This window comes from Actinoplanes sp. NPDC049118 (assembly GCF_040648555.1).
Taxonomy (GTDB): Bacteria; Actinomycetota; Actinomycetes; order Mycobacteriales; family Micromonosporaceae; genus Actinoplanes.
In genome coordinates this window covers 510817-531243 of sequence record NZ_JBEZDY010000001.1, presented here as the reverse complement: position 1 = coordinate 531243, position 20427 = coordinate 510817, and the positions used below count along the sequence as shown (strand labels likewise).

The 20427-nt window shown below is 73.5% G+C and carries 19 protein-coding genes; 10 read left to right on the top strand and 9 right to left on the bottom strand.

All coding sequences use genetic code 11. From position 1 onward, the window contains the following. The first annotated feature begins 11 nt into the window (after positions 1–11). The 3 genes from AB0B58_RS02430 (at position 12) to AB0B58_RS02420 (ending at position 1721) form a co-directional block, all read left to right on the top strand. The gene (locus AB0B58_RS02430) at positions 12–395 is read left to right on the top strand and encodes a VOC family protein (protein WP_360216136.1); all 384 of its coding nucleotides are present in this window, start codon (positions 12–14) and stop codon (positions 393–395) included. Positions 396–499: 104 nt separating this feature from the next. After that, positions 500–1057, top strand: coding sequence for a TetR/AcrR family transcriptional regulator (locus AB0B58_RS02425; RefSeq protein WP_360216133.1), 558 nt, complete (start codon positions 500–502; stop codon positions 1055–1057). Between the two features lies 1 nt (position 1058). After that, complete coding sequence (locus tag AB0B58_RS02420; protein WP_360216130.1) at positions 1059–1721, top strand: lysophospholipid acyltransferase family protein; 663 nt, start codon at positions 1059–1061, stop codon at positions 1719–1721. Here the strand turns inward: AB0B58_RS02420 and AB0B58_RS02415 are convergent, their stop codons facing one another. Continuing rightward, on the bottom strand, positions 1722–2678 hold the full coding sequence (locus AB0B58_RS02415; RefSeq protein WP_360216127.1) for a TIGR03885 family FMN-dependent LLM class oxidoreductase: 957 nt from the start codon (positions 2676–2678) through the stop codon (positions 1722–1724). Positions 2679–2736: 58 nt separating this feature from the next. Here AB0B58_RS02415 and AB0B58_RS02410 point away from each other — a divergent pair, with 58 nt between their 5' ends. Beyond that, positions 2737–3642 carry a nucleoside hydrolase gene (locus AB0B58_RS02410; RefSeq protein WP_360216124.1) on the top strand — a complete coding sequence of 302 codons (906 nt, stop codon included), beginning with the start codon at positions 2737–2739 and terminating at the stop codon, positions 3640–3642. A 72-nt stretch (positions 3643–3714) separates the two neighbouring features. On the opposite strand, the gene AB0B58_RS02405 is transcribed toward AB0B58_RS02410, so the two are convergent. Then, positions 3715–4023, bottom strand: a complete 309-nt coding sequence (locus AB0B58_RS02405) for a CU044_2847 family protein (RefSeq protein WP_360216121.1) — start codon at positions 4021–4023, stop codon at positions 3715–3717. 73 nt (positions 4024–4096) lie between these two features. Between AB0B58_RS02405 and AB0B58_RS02400 the strand changes: the two genes are divergently transcribed. Continuing rightward, positions 4097–8239, top strand: coding sequence for a trypsin-like peptidase domain-containing protein (locus AB0B58_RS02400; protein WP_360216118.1), 4143 nt, complete (start codon positions 4097–4099; stop codon positions 8237–8239). Positions 8240–8264: 25 nt separating this feature from the next. After that, complete coding sequence (locus AB0B58_RS02395; protein ID WP_360216115.1) at positions 8265–8705, top strand: SRPBCC family protein; 441 nt, start codon at positions 8265–8267, stop codon at positions 8703–8705. Here the strand turns inward: AB0B58_RS02395 and AB0B58_RS02390 are convergent. The 3 genes from AB0B58_RS02390 to AB0B58_RS02380 form a co-directional block, all read right to left on the bottom strand. After that, entirely contained in the window at positions 8680–9789 is a 1110-nt protein-coding gene (locus AB0B58_RS02390; protein WP_360216112.1) for a M20/M25/M40 family metallo-hydrolase, read from the bottom strand. The genes AB0B58_RS02395 and AB0B58_RS02390 overlap by 26 nt on opposite strands. 10 nt (positions 9790–9799) lie before the next feature. Continuing rightward, positions 9800–10735, bottom strand: coding sequence for an LLM class flavin-dependent oxidoreductase (locus tag AB0B58_RS02385; protein ID WP_360216109.1), 936 nt, complete (start codon positions 10733–10735; stop codon positions 9800–9802). A 134-nt stretch (positions 10736–10869) separates the two neighbouring features. Further along, a complete protein-coding gene (locus AB0B58_RS02380; RefSeq protein ID WP_360216106.1) occupies positions 10870–11277 on the bottom strand; it encodes a universal stress protein in 408 nt (135 codons plus the stop codon). A gap of 136 nt (positions 11278–11413) precedes the next feature. Between AB0B58_RS02380 and AB0B58_RS02375 the strand changes: the two genes are divergently transcribed. From AB0B58_RS02375 to AB0B58_RS02365, 3 genes are all read left to right on the top strand, one after another. Continuing rightward, positions 11414–12778, top strand: a complete 1365-nt coding sequence (locus AB0B58_RS02375) for an APC family permease (RefSeq protein ID WP_360216103.1) — start codon at positions 11414–11416, stop codon at positions 12776–12778. Between the two features lie 237 nt (positions 12779–13015). Then, complete coding sequence (locus AB0B58_RS02370) at positions 13016–14506, top strand: DHA2 family efflux MFS transporter permease subunit (RefSeq protein WP_360216100.1); 1491 nt, start codon at positions 13016–13018, stop codon at positions 14504–14506. A 137-nt stretch (positions 14507–14643) separates the two neighbouring features. Further along, positions 14644–16848, top strand: coding sequence for a tetratricopeptide repeat protein (locus AB0B58_RS02365; RefSeq protein ID WP_360216097.1), 2205 nt, complete (start codon positions 14644–14646; stop codon positions 16846–16848). Positions 16849–16966: 118 nt separating this feature from the next. On the opposite strand, the gene AB0B58_RS02360 is transcribed toward AB0B58_RS02365, so the two are convergent. The 4 genes from AB0B58_RS02360 to AB0B58_RS02345 all read right to left on the bottom strand — a co-directional run bounded on the left by AB0B58_RS02360 (position 16967) and on the right by AB0B58_RS02345 (position 19449). After that, positions 16967–17296, bottom strand: coding sequence for a hypothetical protein (locus AB0B58_RS02360; RefSeq protein WP_360216094.1), 330 nt, complete (start codon positions 17294–17296; stop codon positions 16967–16969). 79 nt (positions 17297–17375) lie between these two features. Further along, positions 17376–17900: a gluconokinase gene (locus AB0B58_RS02355; RefSeq protein WP_360216091.1), complete on the bottom strand. Its 525-nt coding sequence runs from the start codon at positions 17898–17900 to the stop codon at positions 17376–17378. Further along, a complete protein-coding gene (locus AB0B58_RS02350) occupies positions 17897–18853 on the bottom strand; it encodes an FCD domain-containing protein (RefSeq protein WP_360216088.1) in 957 nt (318 codons plus the stop codon). Before AB0B58_RS02350 ends, AB0B58_RS02355 begins: the two co-directional genes overlap by 4 nt. A gap of 191 nt (positions 18854–19044) precedes the next feature. Continuing rightward, positions 19045–19449 carry a cellulose binding domain-containing protein gene (locus tag AB0B58_RS02345; RefSeq protein WP_360216085.1) on the bottom strand — a complete coding sequence of 135 codons (405 nt, stop codon included), beginning with the start codon at positions 19447–19449 and terminating at the stop codon, positions 19045–19047. A gap of 132 nt (positions 19450–19581) precedes the next feature. Here AB0B58_RS02345 and AB0B58_RS02340 point away from each other — a divergent pair. Continuing rightward, on the top strand, positions 19582–20427 hold an 846-nt coding region (locus AB0B58_RS02340; protein ID WP_360216082.1), incomplete at its 3' end, for a BTAD domain-containing putative transcriptional regulator.

Here is a 20427-nt window from a genome sequence, read left to right as displayed (position 1 = left end):
CCGGAGGACCCATGCCGATCGGACGGATGCACCACGTGATCTTCGACTGCCCGGACCCCCTGGCGCTGGCCACGTTCTACAGCCGGCTGCTCGGCGATCCGATCACCTACCGGGACGAGGATTTCGCCGTCGTCTCCGCCAGCGACCGGGCGTCCGGGCTCGCGTTCCAGCGCGCACCGGACCACCGGCCGCCGGCCTGGCCCGATCCCGCGCTCCCCCAGCAGATCCACCTCGACGTGATGGTCGAGGACGTCGCGGCCGCCCGCGCCGCGGTGCTCGCCCTCGGCGCTACCGAGCTGGCCGGTGCGGGCGTCTTCGCCGACCCGGCCGGGCATCCGTTCTGCCTGATCCCCCGCCCGGTGTGGGCGCCCGCGATCCTGGCGGGCGACGGATAGGCGGGCCGCCCGCACCGCCCGCACCGGGCGCTCCGCGGCATGACGCTGATCACCGGAGCGATCATCAGGTAGACACTGTCTACGGACGCTGCTAGACAATGTCCATGCCTGACCAGTTACGCGCCCACCTCGTCGAAACCGGTGTCGCGCTGGTCACCGCGGAGGGCACCGAGGCGCTGTCGCTGCGGGAGATCGCGCGCCGGGCCGGGGTGTCCCACGGCGCGCCGCGGCGCTACTTCCCCACCCACCGGCACCTGCTGGCCGCCGTCGCCCGGGTCGGCTACGAACGCCTGAGCACCCGCATCGGCGCGCTCGAGGTCGACGGCGATCCGCGCGCCGGGCTGCTCGCGCTCGGCCGGCTATACCTGGACTTCGCCCGCACCGAGCGGGGCATGTTCGAGCTGATGTTCCGGCACGAGTTGCTCCAGGGCAACCAGGAGGGGCTGCGCGCCGCCACCAAGCCGCTCTTCGCCGTACTGGTGGATCTGGTCGGGCGGGCGCGGCCCGGCACGGACGACGCGACCGTGGTAGCCGGGGCGCTCTGGGCCAATCTGCACGGCCTCGCCCAGCTCTGGCTTTGGGGCAGCCTGCAGATGACCGTCGACACCGACGACCCCGGCCCGCTGCTGCGCGCGGCGATCGACTCCTATGTGGAGCGCTGAGATGCTGCCGCGGGTCGCCCGGGCGATGCTGGTGCCGCTGTCCCGGCTGGCGTTCCGGCCCACCGTCGAGGGCCGCGAGCACGTGCCCCACCACGGCCCGGTGATCCTGGCCGCCAACCACCTGTCGGCGTTCGACAGCTTCCTCATCCCGCTGGTGTCGCCGCGACCGGTGGCGTTCCTGGCCAAGGAGGAGTATTTCACCCGGCCCGGGCTCAAGGGCCGGCTGACCCGGACCACGCTGCTGGCCGTCGACGCGATCGCCGTGCCGCGCGGGGCGCACCGGGCCGCGCAGGCGTCGCTCGAGACGGCCCTGGCGGTGCTGCGCGACGGGCGGGCGTTCGGCATACACCCCGAGGGCAGCCGGTCGCGCGACGGCCGGCTCTACCGCGGCCGTACCGGGGTGGCCTGGCTCGCGCTCGCCTCCGGCGCGCCGGTGGTGCCGGTCGCGGTCCTCGGCACCGAACGGATCCAGCCGGTGGGTGCCCGGCTGCCGCGGCCCGGGCGGGTGACCGTGCGGTTCGGCACGCCGCTGCGCTTCGCACCGCCGGCGGGCAGCGCGGCCCGGGCCCGCCGCGAGGCCACCGACGCCATCATGGCCGCGATCGGCGACCTCTCCGGCCAGGTACGCGCGCCCGGCTACAACGAGCTCTCCACGCCGAACTGATCAGCGCAGGGCCGGAAGGACCTTGGCGCCGAAGGCGTCGACGAACGGCATCAGGTCCTGCCCGACGTGGTGCAGGTAGACGCGGTCGAAGCCCAGCGCGGCGTAGCCGCGCAGCCAGGCGGTGTGCTGTTCCAGGTCGGCGGAGACGTTGACGACCTTGCGCACCTGGTCGGCCGTCACGTTCTCGGAGATCACGTCGAAGTGCTCGACGGTCTCCGAATCCCAGCACACCGGCGGCGGGAAGACGTTGCTTCGCCACTGGTCGTGGGCGATCGCCTCGGCCTCGTCCTCGGACGGCGCCCAGCTCAGATGCGCCTGCAGGCACACCGGGCCGCGGCCGCCCGCGTCCCGGTAGGCCGCGATCATCGCGCGCAGGTGCTCCTCCGGCGCGTTCACGGTGACCAGGCCGTCGGCCCAGCCGGCGCACCAGGCGGCGGTCGCCGTGCTGACGGCGGCGCCGATCAGGGCCGGCGGCGTCTGCGGGCGGGTCCAGAGCCGGGCCCGGTCGACCACGACCAGCCCGTCGCGGGTGACCTCCTCGCCGGCCAGCAGGTCGCGGATGACGCCGACGCATTCGAGCAGCCGGGCCTCGCGGACCTGCTTGCGCGGCCACGGCCCGCCGGTGATGTGCTCGTTGCTGTACTCGCCGCTGCCCAGCGCCGCCCAGAACCGGCCCGGGAACATCGCGCCGAGGGTGCCGATCGCCTGAGCGACGATCGCCGGGTGGTAGCGCTGGCCGGGCGCGTTGACCACGCCGAAGGACAGCTTCGTGGCCTGCAGCGCCGCGCCCAGCCAGGACCAGGCGAACGCCGACTGCCCCTGCCGCGCGCTCCACGGCGAGAAGTGGTCGGAGCACATCGCCGCCTCGAAGCCGGCGCGCTCCGCGGCGACGACCGCGGCCAGCAACTCGGCGGGCGGGATCTGCTCGTGCGAGGCGTGGATTCCGTACTGCGTCATACGCCTCGTTCCTACCCAGGCAGGGGCGGGTGCAACCGCCGTGCGCCACCATCATCCGGTGGACCCCTTCCATCTCGACTGCGACACCGGGATCGACGACGCGCTGGCGCTCGCGCTGCTGCTCGGGCACCCGCGCGTGACGCTCGCCGCCGTCGGCACCGTCAGCGGCAACACCTCGGCCGGCCAGGCGGCCCGCAACACCCTGGATCTGCTCGCGCTGGCCGGCCGCGACGACGTACCGGTCGCGGTCGGCGCGCACCACCCGCTCGGCGGGAGCTACGCCGGCGGCGCGACGCGGGTGCACGGCGGCAACGGCATCGGCGGGATCGCGGTGCCGCGCGCGGCCCGGATGCCGGCGGACGGCGACGCCGCCGGCCTGCTGATCGAGGCGGCCCGCCGGCACCCCGGGGAGCTGCGGGTGGTGGCCACCGGGCCGCTGACCAACCTCGCGCTCGCGCTGCGACGCGAGCCGGAGCTCACCACGCTGGTGCGGGACGTGACCGTCATGGGCGGCGCGGTCCGGGTGCCCGGCAACATCACCGGGCACGCCGAGGCAAACATCGCCAACGACCCCGCGGCCGCCGCCGAGGTGCTCGGCGCGCCCTGGCCGGTGACGCTCGTGCCGCTGGACGTCACCATGCGGCACCGGTTCGGCGAGCCGGACCGGGCGGCGCTGGCGGCCCGGGGCACCGCGCTGACCGCGGCGCTGGCCGCGATGCTCGTCGCCTACCTCGACCACTACGAGGCCCGGCTCGGCGAGCGCCGGGTGCCGCTGCACGATCCGCTCGCCGCGGGGATCGCCACCCGCGACCTGCACCCCCTCGACGCGCCGATGCTCGGGCTGCGGGTCGGGCCGGACGGGCGGCTGACCGAGGACGCCGCCGCGCGGCGGCGTACCCGGGTCGTGCTGTCGCTGACCGGCGACGCCGCCCCGGTGATCCGCCGGCTCACGCTGGGCATCTGATTGAGGTCACCGCAACCGGCGGGCGATCGGCCGCGGCAACGCCAGGATCCGGCGCGGCTCGCAGCCGGCGGCTCAGCCTGGCGAGGGCTGACCCCAGGTCAGGGTGATCTCGAAGTTGCCCTCGGTCGCGGCCTTGGCGACCAGCCAGCTGGTGGTGCCGGTGACCTTGACCCCGAACTTCACCTGAACGGTGTCGGGTGCCATGGCCCGGGTCTGGTCGAGAACCACCCGGGCCGCCGCGATGGCCGGCTCGACGGCCCGCCGGACGTGGCCCGCCACCGACTCGACGCCGACGGGAACGAATCCCTCGATCGGGGTTATCTCAATGGACACCGTCTCGTCCCCGTCGAGGGAGTAGGTCACGACCTGCGATTCGGACATCGAACCTCCCGGGACGGCGCTCAGGCGGAGCATCAGTCTGGACGGCTGCAGACGGTGATGCAAATATCGACGGATGGTCATCGAGCAGGTGGACGATCGACGTTTCACCGGGCCCGGCTACGACCCCTGGACGGTGACCGTCTTCGCCGGTGCCGCGCGCACACCCCTGGGCTGCGGCGTGCTGATCGACCGGCGCCGGGTGCTCACGTGCTGGCACGTGGTCGAGGGCCAGGACACGATCACCGTCGCCTTTCCCAAGGCCGGTGTGCCGCGGACGGTCCGGGTGGAGGTCGCCGAGACCCGTGGTGACCGGGATCTTGACGTGGCGGTGCTGCAGCTGGCCACCGACGCCCCGCCGGAGGCGGCACCGGCCCCGCTCAGGTCACCGCGCCCGCAGGACCTGGCCGGGGACCGGTGGTGGGCATTCGGATTCCCGCGGGAGTCCGAGTTCGGCGCGGACGCGCACGGACAGATCGGCATCGCCCTCGCGTACGGGCGGGTCCGGCTCGACACCCGGTCGCGGTACGTCGTCAAGGCCGGGTTCAGCGGCACCGGCGTGTGGTCGCGCGACTTCCACGCGGTCGTCGGCCTGGTCGTCCAGGCCCGGCAGGGCGGCCGTAACGCCGGCGACGCCGAGGCGCTCACCCTCTCCCAGATCGCCCGGGAACTTCCGGGCGAGAACCTGCAGGCGCTGGCCGCGTGGTCGATCGCCGCGGCCGGGGACACCGCTCTCGAGGCGTGGGGCTGGTCGCTGAGCACCGACCTGGAGGCCGTGCGGCACTGGCGGCCCCGGGCGCGCGGCGTGTCCATCGACACCGAGGGCGGCTACCGGTTCCGGGGCCGCACCGTGGCGCTGGCCGGCATCGTCGACTGGTTGCGGCGTACGGTGCCGGACACCCGGGTGCTGGTGCTCACCGGATCCCCGGGCGTCGGCAAGTCGGCCGTGCTCGGGCGCATCGTGACCACCGCCGACGAGGGCGTCCGCGCGGCGCTGCCGGAGGACGACCGCAATGTCCGGGCGCCCGTCGGCTCGGTCGCCTGCGCCGTCCACATGAAGGGCAAGACCGCCCTGGACGTGGCCGTCGAGATCGCCCGCGCCGCCTCGGTGCGGATGCCCAGGACCGTGGACGACCTGGTACCCGTCCTGCGGGACCGGCTGTCGCGGACCCGCGGCCGATTCAACCTGGTCGTCGACGCGCTCGACGAGGCGGCAAGCCCGGCGCAGGCCCGGCTGATCGTGTCCGCGCTGCTTCTGCCCATCGCCCGTACCTGCGCCCCGTTCGGTGCCCAGGTCATCGTCGGCAGCCGCCGCGTCGACGACCGCGGCTCCCTGCTGCGGGCGTTCGGGAAGAGCGCATACCTGATCGATCTCGACCGGCAGGAGTACTTCGCCGAGGCGGATCTGGAGGCGTACGCGCTGGCCACTCTCGCTCTGCTCGGCGCCGAGCGAGCCGGTAACCCGTACGCCGAAAGCGCGGTCGCCCAGCCGGTGGCGCGCCGCATCGCCACACTCGCCGACCGGAACTTCCTCATCGCCGGTCTCATCGCCCGCTCGCACGGCATGTACGACGAGGAGGCCATCGAGCCCGACTCGTTGTCCTTCACCGCGACCGTCGACGAGGCGCTCGCCGAATACCTCAACGGGCTGCACCCGATCGACGGGGTGCCGGCGACCGACCTGCTCATCGCCCTCGCCTATGCCCACCCGCCGGGGATGTCGATCGACCTCTGGCGGGTCGCGCTGGAAGCGCTCGACGTGAGGATCAGTCGTGAGGCGCTGCTCTCCTTCGCCGGCTCGTCCGCGGCGAACTTCCTGGTCGAGTCGAGCCGCGACGCCGGTACGCCCCGATACCGGCTCTTCCACCAGGCGCTCAACGACTCGCTGGTGAAGAAGCGGACCCTGCACGACCGCCGTGGCGCCGACGAGCTGGCGCTCGCCCGGCACCTCATCGGCTACGGGCGGCAGGCGGGCTGGGCGCAAGCCGACCCGTACCTGCTGCGGACCCTGCCCACGTACGCCGCCCGGGCCGGCATGATCGACGAACTGCTCGCCGACGACGCCTTCCTGCTCCACGCCGACCTTCCGCGCCTGACCCAGCTCGCCGAGCACGCGCTGACCCCGGGTGGGCGAGCCCGCGCCCGGCTGCTGCGGTTGACCTCACACGCCCTCAACGCCTCGCCGGCCGAGCGGGCTGCCCTGTTCGGGGTGACCTCCGCGCTGGAACAGCAGCCGAACACGTTCGCGGCGTGGCCCGAAGCGCCGTACCGGGTCGGGTGGGCGGCGGTGCCCAGCCGTGCCGAGCACAGCATTCTGGAGAGTCACACGGGCGCTGTCCGGGCGATCTGCGCCGTGACGGTCGACCGGAGATCCCATATCGCCTCGGTCGGTGACTTCCCACACGTGCGGCTCTGGGATCCGGCGACCGGCCAGCACTGGGTGGTGCCGATCAGGACCGGCGAACCGGGCCGGCAGAAGCAGGCCGGACCGCTCTTCGCGGCCTGCTCGGTGACCGGGGGCGGGCGGACGCTGCTCGCTGCCGCCGGCAAGAGCGGGCAGATCTACTTCATCGACCCGACCAACCGGCGCCTGGAGGGGACGTTCGCCGGGCCGTCCACGGCGATCCGGTCGCTGTGCACCGTCATCATCGAGCGACGTACCCACCTGGTGGCCGGTTGCGACGACGGAATGATCCGGATCTGGGAACTCCGGACCGGCGGCCAGGTCCGGGTGATCCCCGCGCACAACGGCCCGGTGCGGACCGTTTCGGTGGTCGACTACGCCCGCGGCCCGGCCGTGTTGTCGGCGGGGGACGACTACCTGGCGCGGGTCTGGGATCCGTCCGACGGGGGAATCATCAGCCAGTTCGGCGGTCATGTCGACCGGGTCCGGGCGGCCTGCTCCCTGACCGTCGGCGGCCGGGTGTCGATCGCCACCACCAACTTCACAAACGTCCTGATCCACAACCGCGGCGCTCTGGCGTCCACGGTCGGATCGAACGGGCACAGCAAGGCGATCCTCAGCATGGCGGCCTGCCGGGTCAACGGCCGGACCGCGCTGGCAACGGTCTCCAGCGACGGTGACGTCCGGGTGTGGGATCCCCGCGGGGGCGGCTGCCTGCGGGTCCTCGCCGGTCACACCGATGTGATCCACGCGGTCTGCACGGTCGTGCTGGACGGCAACGAGTACCTCGCCACGGGCGGCAGGGACCGCACGATCCGGCTGTGGGATCTGACCGCCGACGAGGGCCGGTCCGCCGCGGCTCGGCGCGGCGGCCGGACCAGCGCGGCGTGCACGATCCGGCTGGGGACCGACACGGTCGCGGGCGTGGACGGCACCAGCGGTGTGATCCGCCTGCAGGCCGCCGAGACCGGTGCCGAGATCCGGTTGATGGGTGGCGGCCTCGGTACGGTCAACAGCCTGTGCGCGGTGCGGGTCGGCTCCCGTGAGCTCGTCGTCGTCGCCAGCGACTTCGGTGTCATCCAGAGCTGGGAGCCGGGCACCGGCAAACAGATCCTGACGGACATCCGCCGCTTCGAACACCTACAGGCGGTCTGCGCCTTCCGCGGCGAGGACGGCGAGGACCTGCTGGCCATCGCCGGCACCCACAACCACCGGGTGTCCCTGCGGTTCTGCCGGCCGGACAACGGCCGGATCGTCCAGCGCCAACGCCTGACCGACCGGCTGAACTTCGGCGAATCGGTCGACGATGTCGAGCGGATCCATGCCATGCGGCAGATCTCCGGCGTCCAGCCGATGCTGGCCACGGCCGGCGACAACGATGTGATCGTGTGGGGTTCGACCGGCCGCTACCTGGGCCGGCTCCGGGGTCACGGCCACACGGTCCGGGCGCTGACCGAGATCACCGCGGACGGCAGGCGGATGCTCGCCTCCGCGGGCGACGACCGTACGATCCGGATCTGGGACCTCCAGTCCGGAACCTGCACCGCCGTGCTCACCGGTCACCTGGACGGCGTGAACGCCCTGTGCCCGGTCACCGTCGGCGGGCGGCCGCTGCTCGCCTCCGGCGGCAAGGACCGCACGATCCGGATCTGGGAGCCCACCGGCGGCTCCCCGATCCTCTCGATCCCGGTGCACTATCCGGTGCTGGCCTGCCTGGAGGTATCCAATCTGCTGTTCGCCGGCCTCACCGCAGGCTCAGTGGCCCTGAACCTGAACGCCCGCCATCAGGCCCTTCCGAACTTCTGGGAACGCTAGTGCCGGCCCGTGCGACGATTGCGGCGTGCCGGCCGAAGAGTTCAGCAACTCGTTCCACGTTCCCGCGCCCGCCGAGGAGATCTTCGCCCATCTCGCGGAGCCGGAGAGCTACATCGGACTGTCGCCGCTTATCGTCGCCGTGCGCGACGTCCGGCGCGACGGCGACGAGGTCTCCTACGTCTCCGTGGAGCGGTTCACCCTCGGCCCGTTCCGGTACGACAACCACATCAGGGTCACGATGACCTTCCCCGAGCCCGGCCGGCGGATCCTCAGCGACGTGGTGAGCCCGGGCCGGGTGCGCCTGGTCGCCGCCGTGGACCTGGTGCCGGCCGGCGACGGCACCGCCGTCACCGAGACCGTGCACGTCACGTTCCCGTTCCTGCTGCGGTCCTTCGTCGTCGGGCAGGCCCGGTCCGTGCAGCGGGCGCGGGCCGCCGAGCTCACCCGGCGCCTGACGCCCGCCTGACCGCCGGCCCGGCCGCGACCGCCGTGAGGAACGAGGCCAGGGCCTTCCGGTACGGCTCGACGGTCGTCAGGTCGGCGTACTCGTCCGGGCCGTGCTGGCCGTCGCCGCCGGGGCCGAAGATGACGGTGTCCACGCCGCGGGCGTAGTAGAACCGCGCGTCCGCCGCGCCGTGCTTGCGCAGCAGCTCGCCGGTGAAGCCCGCGCACCGGGCCGCCTCGCGCAGCCGGGCCACGTCGGCGCCGTCCGGGTCGGCGTGGTGCGGCGGACCGAGGCTGTCGACCTCGGCCGCGACCCCGGTGACCGACCGCAGGTAGGCCACGATCTCGTGCGGGGTACGCCCGTTGAAGTCGGTGTCCTCGGGCGGGAAGCGGATGTCGAGCCAGGCCGTGGCGTCGGCCGGGACCTGGTTGTACGCGGTGTTGGCGGTCTCGATCCGGGCCACGTTGACCGTCGTGGCCCACTTCTCCGCGGCCGGCACCGGATAGCGCCGCAGCAGCGCCTGCACCGCGCCGGCCAGCGTCACCAGGGCGTTGTCGCCCAGCCAGGGGTATGCGGCGTGCGCGCTCACGCCCGTGGCGTGCAGCCGCACCTGGCACAGCCCCTTGGATTCGGTGACGACGCGCAGGCCGCTCTGCTCGCCGATGACCACGAAGTCCGCGCTGACCCCGGCGGCGAGCTGGTGTGCGGTGCCGTCGTAGCCGCCGACCTCCTCGTCGGTGACCAGTTGCAGCCCCAGCGGGTACGGCAGCGTCTCCGCCAGCTCCCGGAAGACGTCGGCCATGACCAGCGCCGCGACCTTCATGTCCTGTGCGCCGCGGCCGTAGAGCCGGTCGCCGTCGCGGCGGGCCTCGTAGACGCCGGCGGGGACGACGTCCAGGTGTGCGTTGAGCAGGATCCGGAACACCGGGCGCGGGCCGGGCGTCCGGACCAGCGCGCTGGGCTTGCCGCGCGAGGCGAAGCGTTCCACGGTGAAGCCCGGGCCGACGAATTCGAGTACCAGGTCGAGCGCCCGCGCGAGCTGTTCGGGACGGTCCGCGGTGGACGGTACGGCGATCAGCTCGGCGGCCTTGGCGAGCAGGTCCATGCCGCCGACCCTACGCGGTCGCCGGGTCGGGAACGCCGGCGAACGGGACGCTCACGGCGCCGGTGCCGCCGCCGTCCGGGTGGCGCCACAGGCCGCGGCGGCGCAGCTCGGGCAGGACGCCCTCGCCGAACCAGTACGCCTCCTCCAGGTGGGGGTAGCCGGACAGGATGAACTCGGTGATGCCGAGGTCCGCGTACTCGGCGATGCGGTCGGCGATCTCGGTGTGGCTGCCGACCAGGGCGGTGCCGGCGCCGCCGCGGACCAGCCCGACGCCGGCCCAGAGGTTCGGCGCCACCACCAGCCCGTCGCGGCTGCCGCCGTGCAGGTCGAGCATCCGGCGCTGGCCCTCGGACTCGCTGCGGCGCAGGCCCGCCTGCACCGCCTCGATGTCGGCCGGTGAGACCACCCGCAGCAGCCGTTCCGCCTCGGCCCAGGCCGCCTCGGCGGTGTCGCGGGCGATGACGTGCAGCCGGACGCCGAAGCGCAGGCCGGGGTTCAGGCCGCGGATCCACTCAATCTTCGAGGCCACCTGGGCGGGCGGCTCGCCCCAGGTCAGGTAGACGTCGGCGTGTGCGGCCGCGACCGGTCCGGCCGCCTTCGACGAGCCACCGAAGTAGATCTCCGGCACCGGGTCGGGCAGGCGGCTGAGCCGGGCGCCCTCGACCCGCAGGTGCTCGCCGTGGCGGGTGACGGCGGTGACGTTGAACAACTCGGCCTGCGCGGTGCCGTTGCCCTTGCCGATGATCAGTTCGAGCCGGCCGCCGGAGAGGTTGTCCAGGGTCGAGTAGTCCTCGAAGGCGCGGACCGGGTCGAGCAGGCTCAGCGTGGTGACCGCGGTGAACAGCTCCTCGCCGAGCACCGCGTTGTCCACGACCTCGCGGAACCGCTGCCGGGTGGTCTTCGCCGGGTCCAGGTGGGTGATCAGGGTGATCAGCAGGAACTTCACGCCGGCCTCTGTCGCGCACGTCGTGCTTCGCAGTTGCGGGCGGGTAGCACGGGTGCCGGCATGCTCATTTCCTATTGCTTAAGTGGGAAATGAGCAAGGGCCTCCCGGCGGATGAGAACAACGACACGGCGCCGTCAGGGGTGGGTGACCACCATGACCGGGCGGGTGGATTTCTTGACCAATTCGAGGGGGACGCTGCCGAGCAGGCGCTCGGCGACCGCGGGGCGGGTGCTGGCGCCCACGACGATCAGGTCCGCCACCTGCTCGTCCGCGAATGCCATGATCCCCTCCAGCGTGCGGCCGGACCGTACGGCGGCCACCGCCTCGATGCCCTCGGCCGTCAGCCGCTGCGCCGCCGTCTCGGCGGCCTCGCGCGCGCCCTGCACGAAGACGGTGCGCGGTGCCGGGGAGAAGCGCTCGAGCTCCACGTGGTCGACGGCCACCACGGCCACCGACGCACCGGTCTGCCGGGCCAGCCGGGCCACCGCGTCGGTGATCCACGGCTGGTCGACGCCGGGCTTGGTGGCCAGCACGATGCGCATCTCGTCCTCCGGTATGGGAAGCCTGAGTCGAATCCTTCCCGGCGCGGCGCGCCGGGACAACCCCGCACGAGCGGCGCGTACTCCGACCATCGCATACCGTGAGGCCCTGGGCATGTCGACGTGGAGGTACGCGGCTATGGCTGACGCGGGAACACAGGACAGCACGCTCGATCGCGACCAGCCCACCCTGAAGCGGGTCATCGGACCCGGCCTGCTGCTGCTCTTCGTGGTCGGCGACATCCTCGGCACCGGGGTGTACGCCCTGACCGGCAAGGTCGCCGCCCAGGTCGGCGGCGCGGTGTGGCTGCCGTTCCTGGTCGCGTTCGTCGTCGCGCTGCTCACGGCGTTCAGCTACCTGGAACTGGTGACCAAGTATCCGCGGGCGGCCGGCGCGGCCCTGTACACGCACAAGGCGTTCGGAGTCCACTTCCTGACCTTCATGGTCACCTTCGCGGTGATGTGCTCGGGCCTCACCTCGGCGTCCAGCGCGTCGAAGGCGTTCGCCGGCAACTTCGCCGAGGCCTTCGACCTGTCGATCGGCGAGGGGCTCGGGCTGACCGCGGTCGCCATCGGCTTCATGACCCTGATCGCCCTGATCAACTTCCGCGGCGTCGGCGAGAGCGTCAAGCTGAACGTCCTGCTCACCTGCGTCGAGCTGACCGGCCTGCTGATCGTCATCTGCATCGGCGCGTGGGCGCTCGGCGGCGGCGAGGGCGACCCCTCGCGGCTCGTAGAGTTCAACTCGCCGCCCGGGGAGACCGCGTTCTTCTCCGTCACCGCCGCCACCGCGCTGGCGTTCTTCGCGATGGTCGGCTTCGAGGACTCGGTCAACATGGCCGAGGAGACCAAGGACCCGGTCCGGATCTTCCCGAAGGTCATGCTGACCGGCCTCTGCATCACCGGACTGATCTACGTGCTGGTCGCGGTCTCGGCGATCGCGCTGGTGTCCCCGGAGGACCTGAGCGAGGGCGACGCGCCGCTGCTGAAGGTGGTCGAGGCCGGCGCGCCCGCGTTCCCGCTGACCGTCTTCGCGTTCATCACCATGTTCGCGGTGGCGAACTCGGCCCTGATCAACATGCTGATGGCCAGCCGGCTGCTCTACGGCATGGCCAACGAGCGGGTGCTGCCGCGCGTCCTCGGCCGGGTGCACCCGACCCGGCGTACGCCATGGGTCGGCATCGTCTTCACCACGCTTGTCGCTTTCGGGCTGATCTGGTTCGCCGACCTGACGGCGCTGGGCGGCACGACGGCGCTGCTGCTGCTCTGCGTCTTCACCATCGTCAACGTCGCGGTACTCGTGCTGCGCCGCGATCGGGTGGAGCACAAGCACTTCCGGGCGCCGACCGCCATCCCGGTGATCGGCGCCGTCGCCTGCGCGTACCTGGCCAGCCCGCTGTCGGGCCGGGCCACCGCCGACTACCGGGTGGCCGGGGTGCTGCTCGTCATCGGCGTGGTCCTGTGGGCGATCACCTATCTCACCCGGGCCCGGCACACGGGATAGGCACACGCTGGCGAGCAGACGGAGGCCACCCCGGCGAGACATGACTTCCCTTCCGGCGGCAGGCACCGGACCCGCCTCAGCCAGCATCGCGAGGGCCGAAGCGCAGACACAGTGGTAGGACGGCCGCATTGTCCGCGCCGAACATCACCGGCCCGGATCGTTCGGCCTACCCGATGCGGGTGATCCGCGGCGCGGGCGCGGCGGCGTCCCCGGCGCAAACCGGGTTAGGGTCCGCCCATGACCCTCGTCCGGTACGGCACGGCGACCGGGCGCTGGGTGCTGCTCGCCACCGTGCTCGGTTCCAGCCTCGCCTTCATCGACGCCACCGTGGTCAACATCGCGCTCCCGGCGATCGGCCAGGGTCTCGGTGCGCCGGCGGCCGGACTGCAGTGGACCGTGAACGGGTACGCGCTCAGCCTCGCTTCGCTGATCCTGCTCGGCGGCGCGCTCGGCGACCGGTACGGCCGGCGGCGCGTCTTCCAGCTCGGCGTGGGCTGGTTCGCCGCGGCGTCGCTGCTGTGCGGCGTCGCGCCGACCGTCGAGCTGCTGATCGGCGCGCGGGTGCTGCAGGGCATGGGCGGGGCGCTGCTCACCCCGGGCGCGCTCGCGATCCTGGAGGCGTCGTTCGTGCGCGCGGACCGGTCCCGGGCGATCGGCGCATGGTCGGGGCTGGCCGGCGTCGGGGGCGCGCTCGGGCCGTTCCTCGGCGGCTGGCTCGTGCAGGTCGCGAACTGGCGGCTGATCTTCCTCATCAACGTCCCGCTGGCGCTGGCCGTCATGGCGGTGACGGCGCGGCACGTGCCGGAGTCGCGGGACGCCGCCGCCGGCACCCGCATCGACGTCGCCGGCGTGCTGACCGGGGCGGCCGGGCTGGCCGGGCTCACGTACGGCTTCACCGCCTGGCCGGTGCGGGGGCCGGACGGCCCGGCGGTCGTCGCCTCGCTGGCCGTGGGCGTCGCCGGGCTGATCGCGTTCGTGCTGGTCGAGCGCCGGTCCGCGCACCCGATGCTGCCGCTGGAGGTCTTCGCGTCGCGGGCGTTCAGCGCGGCGAACGCCGTCACGTTCCTGGTGTACGCCGCCAACGGCGGGGTGTTCTTCCTCGTCGTCCTCAACCTGCAGGTGGTGGCCGGTTTCAGCCCGCTGGCGGCGGGGGTCGCGCTGCTGCCGGTGACCGGGCTGATGCTGCTGCTGTCCGCCCGGTCCGGGGCGCTGGCGATGCGCATCGGGCCGCGGATCCCGCTGACGGCGGGGCCGCTGACGTGCGCGGTCGCGCTGGTGCTGCTGTCGCGGATCGGGCCGGGCGCGTCGTATCCGCTGGACGTGCTGCCGCCGGTCGTGCTCTTCGGGCTGGGCCTGGCCCTGCTGGTGGCGCCGCTGACCGCGACCGCGCTGGGCGCGCTCGATGATGCGCGGGCGGGTATCGCCAGCGGCGTCAACAACGCGGTCGCCAGGGCGGCCGGGCTGCTCGCGGTCGCGGTGCTGCCGCTCGCGGCGGGGCTCGGCGGCGGCAGCCTGACCGAGCCGGAGGATCTGCGGCCGGCGTACCGGAGCGCCATGCTCCTGTGTGCGGTGCTGATGGCCGCGGGCGGCGCGGTGGCCGCCGCGCTGGTGCCCAGCCGCCTGCCCTCGGCCGCACCGGAGGTGGCCGGGCCGGCGCCGCGTACCCCCGTGCGCAGCTTCTGCGATCCGGCCGGCCCGCCCCGGCATCCCCGGCCGGACCGGGCCTGAGGTCGGTATGCCGGTAACGGTCCGTCCCAGCTGCTCTCACCGGCGGTTGCCGGTCCCGGGGCATCTGCGGTAGAAAGTGGCGACCCTCGACGATGGACAGACGGACGGTTTCCCCAGGGGGCTAGATGTTCGGCCGGATGGCGGCGGAGAGACGGCGGCAGCTCGGGCTCACCCAGGAGGATCTTGCCGCGGCGACCGGCCTGAGTGTCCGCAGCATCCGTGAGCTGGAGAGCGGCCGGGTCGCGCAGCCGCGCCCGTCGACGATCCGGCTGCTCACCAAGGCGCTGGACCTGCCGGCCGCCGACCGGAGCGCCGACGCGCCCGCCGCGGGCCCGGTCCGCCCGGCGCAGCTGCCGCTGGACCTGTCCGCCTTCGTCGGCCGCGGCGCGCAGCTGGCCGCGCTCGACGCCCTCCTCGAGGCGGGCACCCGGCGCCCGAACGCCGTGATCATCTCGACGCTCTCGGGCATGGCCGGCGTCGGCAAGACGTCGCTGGCGCTGCACTGGGCGCACCGGATGACCGGCCGGTTCCCGGACGGCCAGCTCTACGTGAACCTGCGCGGCTTCGACGACGGCGACGTGGCGGTCGACCCGGCGGTCGCGCTGCGCGGCTTCCTCGAGGCCCTCGACGTGCCGCCGAACCGCATCCCGTCCAGCCTGGAGGCCGGCGTCGGGCTCTACCGGAGCCTGCTCGCCGACCGCCGGGTCCTGGTGGTCCTGGACAACGCCCGCGACGCCGACCAGGTCCGGCCGCTGCTGCCCGGCACCGGCGGATCGCTGGTCGTGGTCACCAGCCGCGACCTGCTGTCCAGCCTCATCGCCGCCGAGTGCGCCCGGTCGCTGACGGTGGAGGTGCTCGCCGAGCAGGAGGCGGTGGACCTGCTCGCCGGCCGGCTCGGCGCCGGGCGGCTGGACGCCGAGCCGGCCGCGGTCGCCGACATCGTGGCCGGCACCGGGCGCCTGCCGCTGGCCCTGTCCATCGTCGCCGCGCACATCGCCACCCATCCCACGTTCCCGCTCGCCGCCTTCGCCGCCGAGCTGCGCCAGGCGGGGTCCGGCCTGGGCGCGCTCGCCGACGGCGGGGTCCGGCGGGCCTTCTCGTCGTCTTACCGGGCCCTGAGCCCGGCGGCGGCCCGGCTGTTCCGGCTGCTGGGCCTGCACCCCGGCCCGGACCTGACGGCCGACGCGGCGGTGGCGCTGGCCGGCGGCGCACCGGCCACCATCGCGGCCCTGCTGCGGGAGCTGACCCGGCTGCACCTGCTGACCGAACACCGGCCCGGCCGGTTCTCCCTACACGACCTGCTCCGGGTGTACGCGGCCGAGCTGGCGCGGTCCGACGAGCCCGAATCCGGGCAGCGCGCGGCGCGCGGCCGGCTGTACGACTTCTATCTGCAGACGTCCTATGCCGCCGCCCGCCTGCTGCAACCGCAGTGGCCGCCGATCACCCCGCTGCCGTCCCGGTCCGGCGGCGGCGCGCGGCGGCTGACCGGTCACGACGCGGCGCTGGCCTGGTTCGCCGCCGAGGACCGGGTGCTGCTGGGCGCCGTCCGGCAGGCGGCCGAGGCCAGCTTCGAGGCGCACGCCTGGCAGCTGGCCTGGACCCTCACCGCGTTCTTCTCCCCTCGCGGCCTCTGGTCCGACCAGCTCGCCGTGCAGCGGATCGCCCTGGCCGCCGCGGAACGCATCGGCGACCTGGCCGGCCAGGCCGTCGCCAACCGGATGACGGCCCGGGCGGTGGAGCGGCTGGGCGACCACGACGCCGCCGAACGCCACCTGCAACGGGCGCTGCGCCTCTACGAGCGGCTCGGCGACGCCACCAACCAGGCGCAGACCCTGCACAACCACGCCGAGCTCTGCTACCACCGCGGCAGCCCGCAGGACGGGATCGAGCACGGGCTGGCGGCGCTGGAGCTGTACCGGGCCGCCGGCAACACCTCGGGCGAGGCCCGGACGCTCAACGCGGTGGGCTGGCTGTATGCCACCGTCGGCGACTACGCCCGCGCGATCGAGAGCTGCGGCGCGGCGCTGGAGAACCAGCGGCGCAGCGGTGACCGCAACGGTCAGGCGGCGAGCCTGGACAGCCTGGGTTACGCCTACGACCGGCTCGCCGACCACCCGCGGGCGGTGCAGTGCTACGAGGCCGCGGTGCGCCTGTTCCGCGAGTCGGCGGACCGCTACCACGAGGCGGAGACCCTGACCCGGCTGGGCGAGGCCCTGGCCACCGTCGGCGACACGGGCGCGGCCACCGAGGTCCTGCGCGGCGCGGTCCGCATCTATGAGGAGCTGGGCGACCCGGCGGCCGAGCTCGCACGCCGGCGGCTCCGCGAGCTCGCCCCGGCCTGACCTCGGCGCGGCACGTCGGACCGGGCGCGGCAGTCCACGGTGTCCACCCGCCCGCCGAGTTCGGCGAGGTCTCCGCGGCGGCCGCCCCGGCGTTCGCGGCGGGACGGCCGTCGACGATTCAGGAGGGACGCCGCCCGGAACGGGACTGCCGCCGGCGGCGGGGCGGCTCGCCGCCGTCGCATCCGCAGGAGGGGTGGGCCGGCTCGCGCCGCAGGGGTGCCGACACGTAGACGGCGGCCAGCAGCAACGCGATGACCAGGACGGCGCCGCCCATGGTGATCACGTAGCGCACGGTGCCGTCGTCCAGCGCCCACGCCCCGGAGATCACCAGGATCGGGGCCGCGGCGCTGAAGAAGCCGCCGGCCGTCAGCAGGCAGGCGATCACGACCCGCGCGCGGTCGTTGTCGTCGTGCTTGTCCGGCCCGTGGCCGTTGGTTAGGTTGTTCATGTCCTGCTCCTCATCGAGCTCTCCGCACAGGGTGTTCCGGGGATCCGGACGTGACGGCCCGCCTGCCAGCGGGCCGTCGTCACGCCGGGACGACTGCCCCCTCTCCGGTCGGCGGCAGCGCCGCGAGCACGGACGCGCCGATCCGTTCGGGGGTCTCCGTGGCGTCCACGACGACGCCGGCCTCGCCGTCGAGCGGCTCGAGCGCCGCGAACTGCGAGGCGACCAGCGAGGCCGGCATGAAGTGGCCGGGCCGGGACGACACCCGGCGCGCGGCGGTCGCCTCGTCGAGGACGAGATGCACGAACCAGGCGCGCGGCGCCGCGGCCCGCAACCGGTCGCGGTAGCTCCTCTTCAGCGCCGAGCAGGAGACCACGACGCCGGTGCCGGCCCGGTACCGGAGATGGTCGCCGATCGCGGCGAGCCACGGCAGCCGGTCCTCGTCGTCGAGCGGCCGGCCGCCGGCCATCTTCGCCACGTTGGCGGGCGGATGGAAGACGTCGGCCTCCGCGTACTCCAGCCCTAGGCGCCGCGCCAGCAGCTCACCGATCGTGCTCTTGCCGCAGCCGGCGACGCCCATGACGACGATCGGCACCATCGCGCTCATCGCTTGCCCTGGTGCAGCAGCACGCCCGTGATCGCGTTGTGGAACGGCTCGCGGTCCGCCTCCCGCATGCCGCCGGGGTCGAGATCGTGCAGCGCCTGCCCGAGCGCGTCGAGCAGCACCGGGTTGCCCAGATAGCCGTTGTGGAACTCGGCCAGGATGGTCCGGGCGAAGGTCTCCGCCGCGTACCGCAGGCCCTGTTCGACGGCGTACGCCAGCCCGAAGTGCAGCCAGAGCGCGAGCGGCTCGGGCCGCCGGGGGAAGCGCTCGCGGCTGCCGGGCACGGGATCGAAGGACCGTTCACCGGCGGCGGAGGCGTCGCCGTACAGCCGGGGCGCGCCCGCCCACTCCTTCTCGATCCGGAAGTCCAGCGCCCGGGTCACCTGATCGACGAGGGCGCTGAACATCTCGTTCTGCGAGCCCTGCAGCAGCATCCGGTGGAACTGCTCGTCGACCCGGCGGTACCTCTCGCGGCAGGCGAGGCCGGCGTCGGTCAGGTCCTCGAACTCGGGGGCCTCGCCGATCGACTTGAACTCGAGCGCGAGGCTCACCAGGTCACGGCAGACGTCCGCGGAGGCCCGCTGCGCGGCCAGGAACGCCGCCCGCGGTTCGACGGCCTCGCGGAGCTCGGTGAGCGACCGCATCTGGAACCGTGGCGCGATGTCGAGCCGCCACTCGATCACATCGCGGTCGAAGACGTTCCACCGCTCGACCGGCTCGACGGTCGCGCCGGTCCGGGCCCTGAGCGTGACAAGGCCCTTGTGCTGCAGGACCTGCAGGATCTCGCGCGTGAGCGGACGGCTGCTGCCGAGTAGATCGATGACCTGCTCGATGCGCAGCACGTCGCCGGGCCGGAATCCCCGGTCGCCCGAGACGATGTGTTTCCCGATCTTCACGACCCCGGTACGCCGGGGGCCGGTGCCCGGCTCCTCGGTGTCCTCTTCAGAGAGTGCCATGGGAGCAATGTAGTCAGGGGCGACTCCGAGCGCCAGGCTTATGTCGCCGTTTTCGGCGCTTATTCGTGACCACAGTCGTTCTATAGCTTGCCTTCTAGATCACTCCGGTCACGAAAGGCGTTTCTAGCTGGGCAGACGGTTCCGCCCTGAAAAGGACACCAGCCCGGGCCGGAAACCCGAACGGAGTACCCTCAGCCGGTCGTGCAGGGCTGGTCGTTGATCCGGAATCCGGCGGGCCGGGAGCCCCTGACGTCCCCGTATGCGCGGAAGTACACCGAGACGGACTCGCCCCGGTCCACCACGCCGTTGTATTGCAGGCTGTGGCCGGTGACGTCCTGACCGTCCACGGTGAACCTCGCCTCCCACCCGCTGCGGAAGACCTGCCCGGCCGGCAGCGAGAACTTGAGCGTCCACCCGTACAGGGTGACCGGGCCGGTGTTGGTGATGGTGACCTGCCCGTTGAACGTCCGGGAGTCGCCGCTGGTCCGGTACCCGACGTGGCAGACCGCCGGCTCCTCGGCCGCGGCGGGCGCGGCAGGCGCGAACAGGGCCGCGGCGAGACCGGCGGCGACCGCAAGGCATCGATGCATCGACATGAAACTTCCGTCCTTGTGATAACAGTTCGGGTCGACCTATGGTTCCTGCAGCAGGGTGGATCGCCGTACTGGAGCCTGACTGGACGGTGACTGGACGACGCCGCTTCACCGCCTTGCCCCGGGGGTGAGAGCGTGCGGATTCAGGTGCTGGGACCCGTCCGCGCCTGGCTCGGCGACGTACCGGTGGAACTGACCTCGGCCGGCCGGCGCGCCGTGCTCGGCCTGCTCGCCATGGCCGGCGGGCACCCGCTGGGCCAGGCCGAGCTCATCGACGCGCTCTGGGGTGACCGCCCGCCGCCGAGCGCGGCCAACATCATCCAGACCCACGTCAAGCATCTGCGCCGGCTGCTGGAGCCCGGGCGCGAATCCCGCTCGCACAGCGCCCGCCTCCCCCGCGTCGGCGACGGGTACGCCCTGCGGGTCTCGGCCGACAATCTGGATCTCCTGTGCTTCCGCCGGTTGCTCGCCGAGGCGGCCGCGGCCCAGCAGGGCGGGGACCCGCGGGGCGCGGCCGGGCTGCTCGCCGAGGCGCTGGGGCAGTGGCGGGGCGCGCCGCTGATGGACGTGCCGCTGCTCGCCCGGCATCCGAAGGTCGTCGCCCTGGCCGAGGAGCGGCATGCCGCCCTGGGCCGCTACGGCGAGGTCTTGATCGCGCTGGGTGCGGTGTCCGAGGCGCTGCCGGCCCTGGAGGAGGCCGCGGCGGCCCAGCCGCTGGATGAGGCCGGGCAGGCCCGGTTGATCCGCGCCTACGCCCTGGCCGGCCGCCGGGCGAAGGCGTTCGCGACGTTCCACGACACGCGCCGGCGGCTCGCCGACGAGCTGGGTGTCGATCCCGGCCCGGAACTGTCCGCCGCGCACGCGGACGTCCTGCGGGATGCCTACGAGCCCGTCGCCGTCCCGGCGGCGGATCCCCGCCCGGTCCCGCCGGCCGAGCCGGCGCCGGGGCGGCCCGCCCCCCGGCGGCCCGCGCCCCCGGAC

Coding starts and splice junctions, on each gene's coding strand:
- AB0B58_RS02350 (WP_360216088.1), bottom strand. CDS start 18,853: ATGGCACTCTCTGAAGAGGACACCGAGGAGCCGGGCACCGGCCCCCGG.
- AB0B58_RS02390 (WP_360216112.1), bottom strand. CDS start 9,789: ATGGACCTGCTCGCCAAGGCCGCCGAGCTGATCGCCGTACCGTCCACC.
- AB0B58_RS02355 (WP_360216091.1), bottom strand. CDS start 17,900: ATGAGCGCGATGGTGCCGATCGTCGTCATGGGCGTCGCCGGCTGCGGC.
- AB0B58_RS02375 (WP_360216103.1), top strand. CDS start 11,414: ATGGCTGACGCGGGAACACAGGACAGCACGCTCGATCGCGACCAGCCC.
- AB0B58_RS02430 (WP_360216136.1), top strand. CDS start 12: ATGCCGATCGGACGGATGCACCACGTGATCTTCGACTGCCCGGACCCC.
- AB0B58_RS02380 (WP_360216106.1), bottom strand. CDS start 11,277: ATGCGCATCGTGCTGGCCACCAAGCCCGGCGTCGACCAGCCGTGGATC.
- AB0B58_RS02425 (WP_360216133.1), top strand. CDS start 500: ATGCCTGACCAGTTACGCGCCCACCTCGTCGAAACCGGTGTCGCGCTG.
- AB0B58_RS02415 (WP_360216127.1), bottom strand. CDS start 2,678: ATGACGCAGTACGGAATCCACGCCTCGCACGAGCAGATCCCGCCCGCC.
- AB0B58_RS02345 (WP_360216085.1), bottom strand. CDS start 19,449: ATGTCGATGCATCGATGCCTTGCGGTCGCCGCCGGTCTCGCCGCGGCC.
- AB0B58_RS02400 (WP_360216118.1), top strand. CDS start 4,097: ATGGTCATCGAGCAGGTGGACGATCGACGTTTCACCGGGCCCGGCTAC.
- AB0B58_RS02405 (WP_360216121.1), bottom strand. CDS start 4,023: ATGTCCGAATCGCAGGTCGTGACCTACTCCCTCGACGGGGACGAGACG.
- AB0B58_RS02370 (WP_360216100.1), top strand. CDS start 13,016: ATGACCCTCGTCCGGTACGGCACGGCGACCGGGCGCTGGGTGCTGCTC.
- AB0B58_RS02360 (WP_360216094.1), bottom strand. CDS start 17,296: ATGAACAACCTAACCAACGGCCACGGGCCGGACAAGCACGACGACAAC.
- AB0B58_RS02365 (WP_360216097.1), top strand. CDS start 14,644: ATGGCGGCGGAGAGACGGCGGCAGCTCGGGCTCACCCAGGAGGATCTT.
- AB0B58_RS02420 (WP_360216130.1), top strand. CDS start 1,059: ATGCTGCCGCGGGTCGCCCGGGCGATGCTGGTGCCGCTGTCCCGGCTG.